This window comes from Flavobacterium album, from assembly GCF_003096035.1.
In the GTDB taxonomy this organism is placed as follows: domain Bacteria; phylum Bacteroidota; class Bacteroidia; order Flavobacteriales; family Flavobacteriaceae; genus Flavobacterium; species Flavobacterium album.
Genome location: NZ_CP029186.1, coordinates 2,848,155 through 2,862,069 on the forward strand (window position 1 = coordinate 2,848,155; position 13,915 = coordinate 2,862,069).

Annotated in this window: 8 protein-coding genes; 3 read left to right on the forward strand and 5 right to left on the reverse strand. The window is 45.1% G+C overall.

The window, feature by feature from the left end; all coding sequences use genetic code 11:
* Positions 1-99: 99 nt before the first annotated feature.
* A complete protein-coding gene (locus HYN59_RS12870) occupies positions 100-1,452 on the forward strand; it encodes an NAD-dependent succinate-semialdehyde dehydrogenase (protein ID WP_108778646.1) in 1,353 nt (450 codons plus the stop codon).
* 76 nt (positions 1,453-1,528) lie between these two features.
* Here HYN59_RS12870 and HYN59_RS12875 read toward each other — a convergent pair whose 3' ends face one another.
* From HYN59_RS12875 to uvrA, 4 genes are all read right to left on the reverse strand, one after another.
* Positions 1,529-3,934: an alpha-ketoacid dehydrogenase subunit alpha/beta gene (locus tag HYN59_RS12875; RefSeq protein ID WP_108778647.1), complete on the reverse strand. Its 2,406-nt coding sequence runs from the start codon at positions 3,932-3,934 to the stop codon at positions 1,529-1,531.
* 277 nt (positions 3,935-4,211) lie between these two features.
* The gene (locus HYN59_RS12880; protein ID WP_342748324.1) at positions 4,212-7,043 is read right to left on the reverse strand and encodes a gluzincin family metallopeptidase; all 2,832 of its coding nucleotides are present in this window, start codon (positions 7,041-7,043) and stop codon (positions 4,212-4,214) included.
* A gap of 198 nt (positions 7,044-7,241) precedes the next feature.
* A complete protein-coding gene (locus tag HYN59_RS12885; RefSeq protein WP_108778649.1) occupies positions 7,242-7,967 on the reverse strand; it encodes an LOG family protein in 726 nt (241 codons plus the stop codon).
* A gap of 33 nt (positions 7,968-8,000) precedes the next feature.
* A complete protein-coding gene (gene uvrA / locus HYN59_RS12890; RefSeq protein WP_108778650.1) occupies positions 8,001-10,841 on the reverse strand; it encodes an excinuclease ABC subunit UvrA in 2,841 nt (946 codons plus the stop codon).
* Between the two features lie 228 nt (positions 10,842-11,069).
* Here uvrA and HYN59_RS12895 point away from each other — a divergent pair, with 228 nt between their 5' ends.
* Both HYN59_RS12895 and HYN59_RS12900 read left to right on the forward strand, forming a co-directional pair.
* Positions 11,070-11,456, forward strand: a complete 387-nt coding sequence (locus HYN59_RS12895) for a hypothetical protein (RefSeq protein WP_108778651.1) — start codon at positions 11,070-11,072, stop codon at positions 11,454-11,456.
* The gene (locus HYN59_RS12900) at positions 11,453-11,692 is read left to right on the forward strand and encodes a hypothetical protein (RefSeq protein WP_108778652.1); all 240 of its coding nucleotides are present in this window, start codon (positions 11,453-11,455) and stop codon (positions 11,690-11,692) included. The genes HYN59_RS12895 and HYN59_RS12900 overlap by 4 nt, the downstream gene beginning before the upstream one ends.
* A 114-nt stretch (positions 11,693-11,806) precedes the next feature.
* Here HYN59_RS12900 and recG read toward each other — a convergent pair whose 3' ends face one another.
* Positions 11,807-13,906 (reverse strand): ATP-dependent DNA helicase RecG, encoded by a 2,100-nt coding sequence (gene recG, locus HYN59_RS12905; protein WP_108778653.1) that lies wholly within the window; start codon positions 13,904-13,906, stop codon positions 11,807-11,809.
* Positions 13,907-13,915 lie beyond the last annotated feature (9 nt).

Here is a 13,915-nt window from a genome sequence, read left to right on the forward strand (position 1 = left end):
TTAATCTTATGGGTAATCACTATTGTTGGGGCAAAAGTAATATTTTTAAATTAAGAAAATATCCTATCTTTAGGATTGAAATTTTAACAAAAGTAAAAAATGTTTTCTATAACCAATCCTTTTAACAAAATTTTTTTGTCAAAATATAGTTATTTTTCTGAAAGTCAGATTAATACTGTGTTAGTAAATAGCGAGAAGGCTTCTGCTGCATGGAGACACACACCGATAGCGGAGCGCCTAAAATTTATCGAAAATTTAATATTTACCTTAACAAAACAACAACATTTACTGGCAGAAAGATGCTCTTTGGAGATGGGCAAGCCCATAACCCAGTCAGAAGCAGAAGTAAAAAAATGCATAACCTTATGTGACTACTATCTAAAGAATTCTGAGAATTTTCTTTCAGTATATGAAATCCTTACAGACGCTGACGAGAGTTTTATAACATATGAGCCTTTAGGTGTGATTCTCGGTGTTATGCCATGGAACTTTCCATACTGGCAGGTTTTTCGTTTTGCGATACCGGCTATAATTGCAGGTAACGCCGTAGTTGTAAAGCACGCCTCTAATGTTGCGGGTTGCGGTATATTGCTTGAAGAGCTTTTCAGTGAGGCGGGTTTCCCTAAAGGCATTTACCAAAACCTGCTAATCTCCGGCGACCAGGTAGAAGATGTAATCAATAATCCCATAATCAGGGCGGTTTCCCTTACCGGAAGCGAGAAAGCGGGGGCGGCGGTAGCCTCTGCTGCAGCAAAGCAGATCAAGAAAGCAGTATTAGAACTCGGGGGCAGCAATGCTTTTATTGTTTGCGAAGATGCGAGCCTGGACGATGCTGTAGCGGTCGCTGTTAATGCAAGAATGCAGAATACCGGCCAAAGCTGTATTGCCGCCAAACGTTTTTTGGTACATAATAAAGTGTTCGATGCTTTTCTTGAAGGATTTAAAAAGGGTGTTGAAGCATTAAAGCCGGGCGACCCGATGGATAAAGCTACAGAAATCGGACCGATGGCGCGGGAAGACCTTGCCATAGGTATTGAGAAACAGGTGAAAGATTCTGTTGCGATGGGAGCAAAGCTTGTGACCGGCGGAAAAAGGAAAGATGCTTTTTACGACCCTACTATACTTATAGGTGTTACTACCGACATGCCGGTATTTAAAGAAGAGGTTTTCGGGCCGGTGGCTGCAATAATGGCTTTCGATAGTTTTGAAGAAGCGGTAGAGCTGAGCAACAAAACCAATTTCGGTCTGGGTGTTACGGTATTTACCAATGATATTGAAGGCATCAAAAAGAAAGTACACCTTTTTGAGGAAGGCGCCGTATTTATAAACGCTATGGTAAAGTCAGATCCAGCCCTTCCGTTTGGGGGTGTAAAGCGATCCGGCTTCGGGAGGGAACTTGCCGAAAACGGGCTCAAAGAGTTTGTAAATGTGAAAACGGTTTATATTAAATAAATTCATGGAATTTCAAACGAAAAGCCGCCCGATACTACCGGGCGGCTTTCTATTTTATAAAAACTATGATTGAATATTAATACAATTCAGTATAGTCGTTCGGTTTCGCCTCGTGCATGATAGCATACACCTTTTCATAAATATCTTCGGCAGATGGTTTAGAGAAATAATCCCCGTCGGTACCATAGGACGGCCTGTGTGCTTTGGCAGTAAGCGTTTCCGGTTTGCTGTCAAGATGCTTATAGGCATTTTGCTCATCGAGTATGTTCTGTAATATAAAGGCTGAAGCACCTCCCGGCACATCCTCATCAATAACAAGCAGCCTGTTGGTTTTAGCTACGCTTTTTACAATGTCATGGTTGATATCAAATGGCAGCAAAGATTGTACATCGATTATTTCGGCATCAATACCTGCCTCAAGAAGCTCTTTTGCAGCCTGCTCAACAATGCGAAGGGTAGAGCCGTAAGAAACAAGTGTGATGTCACTTCCTTCTTTTATAGTTTCTACCACGCCGATAGGTGTTTTGAATTCCCCAAGGTTGACAGGCATTTTTTCTTTTAGGCGGTAGCCGTTTAGGCACTCAATTACCAGTGCAGGCTCATCGGTTTCTAATAAGGTATTATAGAAACCTGCGGCTTTGGTCATATTCCTTGGTACCAACACGTGGATACCGCGAATAGCATTGATGATCATGCCCATTGGCGAGCCTGAGTGCCAGATACCTTCGAGCCTGTGGCCGCGTGTACGGATGATAAGCGGTGCTTTCTGCCTGCCGGAAGTACGGTATTGAAGTGTGGCAAGGTCGTCGCTCATTATCTGTATGGCATATAGCAGGTAGTCAAGGTACTGAATCTCGGCGATAGGGCGGAGGCCACGCATAGCCATCCCGATTCCCTGGCCAAGTATGGTAGCTTCACGGATACCGGCATCGCATACGCGGAAATCGCCGTATTTGTCCTGCATACCTTCAAGCCCCTGGTTAACATCGCCAATGTTTCCGCAGTCCTCACCAAAAACAAGCGTTTCAGGGTACTTGCTGAAAATAGCATCGAAGTTGTTCCTGATAACCATGCGGCCATCGACATCTTCGGCATTTTCATCATACTGCGGCAGCACTTCTTTAACAGAGTACACATTTTTATCCGATTGTGAGAACAGGTGCGAGCTGTACTTTGGCTGTATCTTCTCTGTATAAGAAGTAATCCATTGCGAAAGCGCGTTTTTACCGTTTTCCTTCACGACCATACGCAACACTTTTCTCGCAGTGATCAAAAGGTCTTTCCGTATAGGCTCTTTAATAGAGGAAAGGTCGGCTATTTGTTTCTCAATAAATACTTTGTTGTCGCTTTGCGCAGCAACGCTGTTCAGTATCGCAACAAGCTCTTTTTGTTCCTCTTTAATAGGGTTTACATATGCGGCCCATGCAGCTTTCTTACCTTCAAGCGCGTCTTTTTTAGCTTGCTCGTCAATAGCTGCCAATACATCTTCGCCGGCAATGTTATTTTCCAGCATCCATTTACGCATCTGTGCTATGCAGTCATATTCTGCCTCCCAAGAAAGGCGGTCGGCATTTTTATAACGCTCGTGCGACCCTGATGTAGAGTGGCCCTGTGGCTGCGTAAGCTGGTAAACGTGCATCAGTACCGGTACGTGCTCTGTACGTGCTATTTCAGAAGCCCTTTCGTAAGCCGAAACTAACTCCGGGTAATCCCAGCCTTTTACGGTTATTATTTCATATCCTTTGGCATTCTCATCACGCTGGAAGCCTTTCAGTATCTCAGATATATTTTCTTTTGTAGTCTGGTAGCGCGCGTGTACCGAGATGCCGTAATCGTCATCCCATACGCTCATTACCATTGGTACCTGTAGTACGCCTGCCGCATTGATAGTCTCAAAGAACAACCCTTCAGAAGTACTGGCATTGCCAATAGTCCCCCAGGCAACTTCATTCCCGTTTATAGAGAAATTGGTTTTATTTTCGATACCTGTTATATTACGGTAGATTTTAGAGGCCTGTGCCAATCCCAAAAGCCTTGGCATCTGTCCGGCAGTAGGGGAGATATCTGCGCTCGAATTTTTTTGCTGCGTAAGGTTTTTCCAGTTGCCGTTCTCGTCGAGGCTGTGCGTGGCAAAATGCCCCCCCATCTGCCTGCCTGCCGACATTGGGTCATGCTCCAGGTCGCTGTGGCCGTATAGCCCTGCAAAGAATTGCTGTATAGTCAGTTGGCCGATAGCCATCATAAACGTCTGGTCGCGGTAGTATCCCGAACGGAAATCGCCATTTTTAAAGGCTTTTGCCATAGCAAGTTGTGGCACTTCCTTACCATCACCAAATATCCCGAACTTGGCTTTTCCCGTCAGTACCTCGCGGCGGCCAAGTAGGCTGCACTCCCTGTTGGTGATTGCAATTTTATAATCGTTGAGCACTTCTGCCCTGAAATCTTCGAAAGAAAGCGATTTTTTAGTTTCTGTTTCGGTCATAAAAATGGTGTTGTGAGTGACAAATTTAATTAAAAGATTGATATAACATAAAAACGCATCGAAAATTTGATTTCACTTTTAATAATAAAAAGCTCGATAGCGAAGTATTGAATGCGTTTTTTACAACGAAACAAAATAAAAAATACATATAGTATATTTATTTTGGGGTTTTTAAAGTATTAAAAGTAATATTGGGTTGCCAATAGGGGCACGCTATTTCTTTGCGGCTTTACGTGAAATTTAAAAATTAATGAGATCTGCTGTTACGTGTCAAAAACTAGAACCACTTCCTCGTGAAAAGGTTGATCAGTGTACCCGGGCTGATCGTCACTACAAAGCGTATCTTGGTGCTATACGCCTCCTGCTGGCGGAATGCCCATCCATTGCTTGAATATACAGGGAAATACAATTCAAAATAATCCGGCACAAGGTTAAGGCGGATACCGCTATCGTATACAAATTTCGCACCGGCAAAGTGGTTTTTAAACAAGCCGGCATCGCCATATACCTCTACCCAGTTCCAGATATTAAAGCTGGCGTTGGCCGTTGTCATCCACTGGTTGGCATAACGTGTTGGCAGCTTCGATTTAAAGCCGCCCTCCGCCATAATGAATTGCTGGCTGAATAAGCCTGTAGATTCAGAACGCCCATAATAGTTGTAATCAAACATATAATCTGTAGGCCTGTCCAGCGCAAAGCTGAAAAAGTCGGAGCTGGTATTCCTGTACATGAACGTTCCTGCAAAAAGCCTGAGGTTGATACGGCGGTTATCGTTAAAAAGCCTCCTGTACTGTATTTCTCCTGACAGCTTACCGAAAGAATTGGCCAGCTGCACATCGGTATAGAAATTATAATGCCTTGTTATTTCCGACTCAAATTTACTATAGCGGGCATTGAATACTGAATAGTTTTCGGTTTGGTCGGTAGTAGCCACAAACTGTGATTTCTCCCTGTTCACCAATACCTGGCGTAATATAATCGCTTGTTTTTTGTTTTCACGATAGTCATCTTCCCTTATGCGGAACTGCACTCCAGGCGTGAACTTAATGTAGCTTGCATCGGGTGCATAGTGAAAGGTCGAACCTGATACGGTATACCGTATATTGTAAAGCTGCTGATCGCGGATATACTGGTTATACATTAGTGAGGCCGACCCGATAAGCTGACCTGTTTTAATGGAATAAACAGGATTGACATCAAAAATAAAAGGCTTCTCCAGCATCGATTTGTTATGGAAGCGAAGCCCAGGCGATACTCCGTCGTAAATATTAAAGCTAAAGCTCGGTACATAAAAAAGCTGGTTGTAGCGCGGGTCTTCCACATCCTGGAAAAAAGTGAACTTTAAAGGTTTATTGTTCGGAAAAAAACCGCCCAGTTTTCGCCAGTTGTTACGGCGGTTATATTCGGGTATCTCATTATTGTAATTGAGTGCAAGCCTGTCGGCATCCTGGCGGGCTAGGGTAAAAGTACTATCGGTACTGACATTCTCCACCCATTGCTTGAAAACCACATTGCCTTTCTTAAGCCCGTAAATCGAAACCGGTACGTTGGTACCCGTTACATTCTTTACAGTTACCGTTACAGAGTCTTTATTCTTGTGTACCTCACCAAATTTATAATCGATCAGCTTTCGGGTATCGATAACGGTATCAAAAAACCAGTTAATATCCTTATCCGTCTTCGATTTAAGGATGGCTTCAAAATCTTCCCTGTCGGTTTTCCGGGTGGTAGTGTTCAGTTTGTAAAATTCGGCGACTGCCTGATCGGTGATACCTTTGCCGAGATAATCGTCAAGGTAGTTCATGCAAAGCCCGGCCTTATATTTACCGGCTATCTGCTCGTTGAATTTTATGAAGGTGCTTTTCGGGTTGCCGATAGGCTGGTCGAGGTTTTTTCTCGCCATAAGCAATGTAAGGTAATCGTACTGCTCGTTGAATTTGATGTTGAACAGGTTATGCCCTTTAAGGATGCCCACACCCGATAGTGTCCCCATCATGGTTTGGTCAGGGTGGTACTGATTGATATACTTCATCATCAGCTGCATCTGGATGGCATCATATATCCAGTTGTCTTTCCGCGGGTCGAGGCGGAGTGTGTTTTTCAGGTAAACATTCAGGTAGGTTTTCAGGAATCGTATTTCGTAAATAAACGCATCAGGAAACGGCCTGAGAAAGGAGGGGAGCTGGTTGAGCCCATAAACCGGGTTGCGGTCATACTCTGCCTGGCTGACCATTATTTTTCCATGTGGGTACGGCCCGAGGTTTTCGGAGGTAAATTTTACGATGTCATCTATGACGACTGCCTTTTGTATATCGGTTACGCCATTATCCTTTAAATTGCAGCTTACTTCGGCAATGGCATTCGTATAGACTTCGAACGTGTTTTTCTTTTCCAATATAAGGTTAAAGCCCATACGACCCTTGCCGATAAAGTAGTATTCCTCATTAGTATCCTTTTGTGTTTTATTGCCCTGGTAAAGGTCGCAGGTTACAAAGGTGCCTTCAGGTACGGTAAGCGTAAGCTCATAATCAGCAAGGGCATTGGCAATATCGTCAAGGTTTTCATTGCTGTACCGAACAAACTTATTCCCTTCGGTTCGGGCAGGGGCGACGTACCAGTCTTTCAGTGTGAAAATACCTTTGTCATCATACCCGAATCTGGTAAACCGGTCATTAGGTATTTTAACCTCATAAGTAAAAGTGAACTTAAACTCATGGTTCGGGTAAATAGGCCCAGCCAGTTGTAGCTCAAGAAGATCGGGATGCTTATCGGGCCGTTTCCAGTTCAGTGACCGGCCATTTTGGTCAATAACCGAATAGATTGTAGTACTGCCGCGGTCGTCTTCCTTAGCCAAATGGAAAGCCCTTATGTATTCGTCAGAAAAGCGTTTGGCCAAAGGCGTTTCTTTGTTGGAATACGCGTTGTTCCAGTCGTTCAGGATAAATTCCTGCAGCGTGTCAGCTGACTGGTTCTTAAATACGATCTCCTGCCTTATCCTGATAACCCTGGCACTGTAATCCACATCGGCAAACAGCCTGTTTTGGTGCTGTGCCTGCAGCAATCCTGATAGCATAAGGAGGAAAAGGAAATAAGACTTTGTAAGCTTCACTTGATGAGATACGGTATTTATTACTACATGGTTCGGTTGGCGTGTAACTATATTAAAGATACGAGATTGCGCTTGGGGTTGCTTCTTTTTATGTTAAAGATGATCAGGTAACGTTTGTCATTCTGACGAAGGAAGAATCTCTGTATTAAAGAGATTCTTCCTTCGTCAGAATGACACATACTATAAACAGGGCCTTCATTAAAAATTCGGGCTAAGGCTGTATTTCTTATAGAAGTTTTCGATTACTTCAAGCACTTCGTCTTCAGTATCTACTATCCTGATAAGGTTAAGGTCGTCAGGGTTAGCATTGTGGTAGCGCTCTATCATGACTGTTTTTATCCAGTCCAGCAGGCCGCTCCAGAATTCGGTTCCTACCAATATGATTGGGAATTTAGCGATTTTCTTGGTTTGTATCAGGGTTATCGCCTCGAACATTTCATCCAGCGTACCAAAACCGCCCGGCATTACCACAAATCCCTGCGAATATTTTACGAACATTACCTTCCTTACAAAGAAGTAATCGAAGTTAAGGTTCTTGTCATGGTCGATATACGGGTTAAAATGCTGTTCGAAAGGCAGCTCAATATTAAGCCCTACCGATGGCGCTATACCACGGCTTGCCCCCTTGTTTCCGGCTTCCATGATACCCGGGCCGCCGCCTGTTATTACACCATATCCGGCATTGGCGATCTTCTCAGCGATCTTTTCGGCAAGCAGGTAATATTTATCTTCCGGCTTGGTGCGCGCCGACCCGAATATCGAAATGCACGGGCCGATCTTGGCCATCGTATCAAAACCATTCACAAACTCCGCCATTATCTTAAAAATCGCCCATGAGTCGTTGCTCCGTATTTCGTTCCACGGCTTTTGCTTCAGCCCTTCGTGGATCCATTCATCCTCACTATTGTATTTCTCTTTCGACATAATTATTTTACTTAAAATTTAAACAAACGGCGCCTAAGATAGTTCTTTTTTCAGAAAATGCGCTGTATAGCTTTTTTTGTTTTTTGTCACTTCTTCGGGCGTTCCTTTGGCGACAAGCTGCCCTCCGCCTTTACCACCCTCATAACCAATGTCTATGATGTAGTCGGCAAGTTTTATCACGTCCATATTGTGTTCGATGATAAGTACCGTATTTCCTTTATCTACCAATTTGTTGATAACATCCATTAACACACGGATGTCCTCAAAATGCAGCCCGGTGGTAGGCTCGTCCATAATATAGAAGGTGTTGCCTGTATCCTTTTTAGACAGTTCCGTTGCCAGCTTTATACGCTGCGCCTCGCCACCCGAAAGTGTGGTGCTTTGCTGCCCGAGGGTAATATAACCAAGGCCTACATCCTGTATCGTCTTGATCTTTCGATATATCTTTGGAATATTTTCAAAAAACGGGACGGCATCATCTACCGTCATGTCCAGCACATCCGAAATAGATTTCCCTTTATAACGTATTTCCAGCGTCTCACGGTTAAATCGCTTACCCTGGCAGGTTTCGCATTCCACGTAAACATCCGGCAGGAAGTTCATCTCAATGACACGCAGCCCGGAACCTTCGCAGGTCTCGCAGCGCCCACCGCTCACGTTAAAACTAAACCTTCCCGGTTTGTAACCGCGTATCATAGCTTCGGGTGTTTGCGTGAACAGCGAACGTATCTCGCTAAACACATCGGTATAGGTAGCCGGATTCGACCTTGGCGTACGGCCGATAGGCGACTGGTCGATATCAATAACTTTATCAATATGCTCCAGTCCTTCAATTTTTTTATATGGAGCCGGTTTTTTCACGCCGTTGAAGAAATGGGCGTTCAGTATCGGGTACAGCGTTTCATTTATCAGTGTCGACTTTCCGCTGCCTGAAACCCCTGTAACGCATATCAGCTTTCCTAAGGGCAGCTCTATCGAAACGTTTTTCAGGTTGTTGCCGGTAGCGCCTGTTAGCTTCAGGGTTTTGCCATTTCCTTCGCGGCGTTTTTTCGGTACAGCAATTTCTTTTTCGCCATTAAGGTAAGCCGCGGTAAGCGTATGTTCCTGCAGCAATTCTGCCGGGGTGCCCTTACTGACGATCTGCCCGCCGAAACGCCCTGCCGCCGGGCCGATATCAATTACATAGTCGGCACGCTCTATCATGTCTTTGTCGTGCTCTACCACAATGACTGAGTTGCCAATGTCCCTTAATTGCTCTAATGATTTGATAAGTTTTTCATTATCCCTCTGGTGGAGGCCGATGCTTGGCTCATCAAGGATGTAAAGTACACCGACTAATTGCGAGCCTATCTGTGTAGCCAGCCTGATGCGTTGTGCCTCGCCGCCCGAAAGCGTGCGCGAGCTGCGGTTGAGCGAAAGGTAATTAAGCCCTACGTCTACCAAAAAGCTGAGGCGCGCCTTTATTTCCTTTACGATCTCAGAGGCAATGGTTTTCTGTTTTTCAGAAAGGTTCTCATTCAGGTTTTCGAACCATTCAGCGAGGTCGGAAATATCCATAGCCGATAGTTCGGCAATGTTTTGGCCGTTTACCTTGAAGTACAGTGATTCCTTTTTCAGCCTTGAACCATGGCAAACAGGACATTCTACCTCATCCATGAACTCTTTTGCCCACCGCTTGATGGAAGCCGATCCACTCTCATCATGCTGGTTCCTGATGAAGCTTGAGATGCCTTCAAAGTCGATCTTGTATTCACGGTTCACCCCCAGCGTTTTGGAGGAAACAGTGAATTTCTCCTTTCCGCCGTTGAGTATCATCTCCATGGCTTCCGCCGAAATTTTCTCAATGGGGTCGGTTATCTTAAAATCGAATTTTTCGCCAATGATCTCTATCTGCTTAAATATCCATGAACTTTTATATTCGCCTATGGGCACAATACCACCCTTTTTTATGGAGACCTTAGGATCCGGTATTATTTTTTTGATGTTGATCTCGTTGATCACGCCCAGCCCGTTGCAATAGTCGCACGCACCCTTAGGTGAGTTGAACGAAAAATTGTTAGGCTCCGGGTTAGGGTAGGATATACCCGATGACGGGCACATGAGGTTACGGCTGTAATAACGTGCCTCGCCGCTTTCCTGCTCTATGACCATCATCACGTCCTCGCCATGGTACATAGCGGTCTTAATGCTATTGGCAAGACGGGTGTCAGTCTCAGCAGATGTGTCTACTGCCATACGGTCAATAACCGTCTCGATATCGTGCGTCTTGTAGCGATCCAGCTTCATGCCGCTCTCTATGTCTTTTATCTCGCCATCCACGCGCACCTTCAGGAAGCCCTGCTTGGATATCTGTTCGAAAAGCTCACGGTAGTGCCCTTTACGTGAACGTATTATCGGTGCCAAGATGGTAATGCGCTTCCCATCGAATTTCTCCACGATAAGCTCCCTGATCTGGTCGTCGGTATAGCTCACCATCTTTTCGCCGGTATTGTAGCTGTAGGCATCGGCACCACGGGCATACAGGAGGCGCAGGAAGTCGTATATCTCGGTAATGGTACCTACAGTCGAACGCGGACTTTTGCCAGTAGTTTTCTGCTCAATAGCGATCACGGGGGAGAGTCCGTCTATCTTATCGACATCCGGTCGTTCCAGGCCTCCGAGGAACTGGCGCGCATAGGCCGAGAATGTCTCGATATAGCGGCGCTGCCCTTCGGCGTAAATGGTATCGAAGGCAAGTGATGACTTTCCCGAACCCGAAAGCCCGGTAATGACCACTAGCTTTTCGCGGGGAATTATGACATCTATGTTTTTAAGGTTGTGGGCGCGGGCACCCAGTACTTCTATATATTCTGTAAATTCTGTAGTATCTGGCATAGCATTTTTGTGCAAACCGCAAAGTTACTGATTTTTGGGGAGAAGTAAAGTGGGAGCGAGGGATAAGGGAATGTTAAATTGAGATAGTTTTATTGGCGAAATTTCGCAGTTGATTGATGGTACCAGCAATAGTTATAGTATTTAACTACAAGATGAGTCATTTTTATTTACTTTTGAATTAACCAAACCAATAATTTTTAAGTATATCATGAAAAAAAGTTACGGAATTTGATAGGCGTTTCATTTGTAGCCGCCTCGTTGGCAACCGTAATTGCATGTTCGGAAAATTCAGACAGCAATAATTCCGAAAATAAAATTGATTTGAAATCAAGAGCAGCGTCGCCTGCTTATCTGAGTCAGATTCCATTTGTTATAGGCAGCGATACTCCTCCAGATGGCGCATTCATATCCCAGAATGACTTATATAAAAAAGTAGAAGATCCTACTGTTAAATGGACATATTTCGATAACCTATACAGTAGTTCCCTGCAGAATTCTATAAAACAGGATTTGTCGTACATTATTTTATGCAAAAAAGACCTTATAGGGTTAGTTAATGACGATCCTACAAACGCTACGCTGATTGCAGCTTTAAAAAGCATGTTGATAATTTGATAAATACAAATTACATAGGCTATACTGCTCTTTATTATGCGTTAGATGCTTTAAATAATACAGGAACCGAGGCTACGTATGTTAAGAGTAAAGCTGCTAAGATTGCGGAGTATGCTGCTAACGATCCTTTTCATCCTGATATGATTGATGCAGGCCCTACAGAGATAGGCGCTGATCTTTATGGTAAAATTGAGGATAATTACAATCACGTGTCTAAAATTGCTTCATTTAACTAGTGATAATGTAAGTTTATATATGGGGTCAAATCAAATAGATTTGACCCTTTTTTTATTGCTCTCCGCTAGCGCGAGCATCCTGCTCGTGCCGATAGGAGTAAACATCACTTATAACTAACTAATATAATTCCAGATATTTTTCTTTTTCCCCATTTCGATAAAAGCGTGGCGCAGTGCCGCATGCTCGGGTTTAGTCATAGAGGCATCGTCTTTCAGGAGTTTTAAGGCATGCTCGCGGGCCAGCATCAGGATATCACGGTCTTTTACCAGGTCGGCGATCTGGAGGTTGAGCACACCGCTTTGCTGTGTACCCATAATGTCGCCGGGGCCGCGCAGCTTCAGGTCGACCTCTGCAATTTCAAAACCGTCGTTGGTGCGGGTCATTGTTTCCAGGCGGGTTTTGGTGTCGTTACCCAGCTTGTGCCCCGTCATCAGGATGCAGTAACTTTGCTCTGCTCCACGTCCCACACGCCCGCGCAACTGGTGCAGCTGCGACAGCCCGAAACGTTCGGCGCTCTCTATCACCATTACGCTGGCATTGGGCACATTCACACCCACCTCAATAACAGTAGTAGCGACCATTATATTTGTTTTTCCGGCGGCAAACCGGGCCATTTCGCTGTCCTTTTCGGCAGGCTTCATTTTGCCATGCACGATGCTCACGCTGTATTGCGGCAGCGGGAAATCGCGCGAAATGCTTTCGTATCCGTCCATCAGGTCCTTATAGTCCATCTTCTCACTTTCCTGTATCAGCGGATACACAATGTAGATCTGGCGGCCTTTGGCAATCTCATCCTTCAGGAATTTCCATACTTTAAGGCGGTTGCTGTCAAAACGGTGCACAGTTTGTATCGGCTTTCGTCCCGGAGGAAGCTCATCTATTACCGATATGTCCAGGTCGCCATACAGGCTCATAGCTAATGTACGCGGGATAGGGGTGGCGGTCATCACCAACACATGCGGGGGGATGTCGTTCTTACGCCATAGCTTGCTGCGCTGCTCTACGCCAAAACGGTGCTGCTCATCGATCACGGCGAGCCCAAGGTTTTTAAACTGCACCTTATCTTCCAGCAATGCATGTGTGCCTATGATGATGTGAAGCTCGCCGCTTTCCAGCTGCTCATGTATAATTTTTCTTTCTGAAGTTTTAGTTGAGCCGGTCAGTATTTTTATATTGATCCCTAATGGTTTGGCAAGTTCATTGAGTCCTATAAAATGCTGGTTGGCGAGAATCTCTGTGGGGGCCATAAGGCACGCCTGAAAACCATTATCGAGCGCCAGCAGCATGCTCATCATCGCCACGATAGTCTTACCCGAACCCACGTCGCCCTGCAACAGGCGGTTCATTTGGGCGGGCTGGCCCATGTCGTTGCGTATCTCTTTGATAACACGCTTCTGCGCATTGGTAAGCCCGAACGGCAAATGGTTATTGTAAAAATCGTTGAAATAAGCGCCCACCTGCGTGAACGGATGGCCTTTTATCTTGTGCTTCCGTATAAGGTTCTTGGTGATCAGCTGCAATTGAATAAAAAACAGTTCCTCAAATTTCAGGCGGAACTGTGCACGGGCCAATATCTCCTGGCTTTTTGGGAAATGGATATTGAACAGCGCGGCATTTTTGGGTATCAGCTTTAATTCTTCTATAAGGGCAGGAGGGAGCGGGTCGGAAAATTTTGCCTGTGTTTCCCGGAACAGCTGCTGCATGATGTTGCTTACTACTTTGTTGGTAATGCCTTTCTGCGCTAGCTTTTCGGTAGAAGGGTAAAAGGGCTGCATGGCCGAACGCAGGCTTTGCTCATGCTCTGCCAGCGGTTCCATCTCCGGGTGGGCCATATTGAAAACGCCGTTGAACGAGCTTGCCTTCCCGAATATCACATATGGTGTATTAAGCTTCAGGTTCTCGCGTATCCATTTCTGACCCTGGAACCACACCAGTTCCATTTCGCCCGTGCCATCGGTAAAGGTGGCTACGAGGCGGGTTTTCTTTTCGCCTACGGTCTTTATATTGATTACTTTGCCCACAACCTGTACTTCCGCGCCGCTATTTTGCAGCTCATTGATGCGGTAATAGCGTGTACGGTCGATATAACGGTTGGGAAACAGGTGCAGCAGGTCGCCGTATTTATGGATGTCCAGCTCCTTACGCAACAAATCGCCACGTGCCGGGCCTACGCCTTTAAGGAATTCTATGGGAGTTTCGAGCAGGTTTTGCATAATGTGACC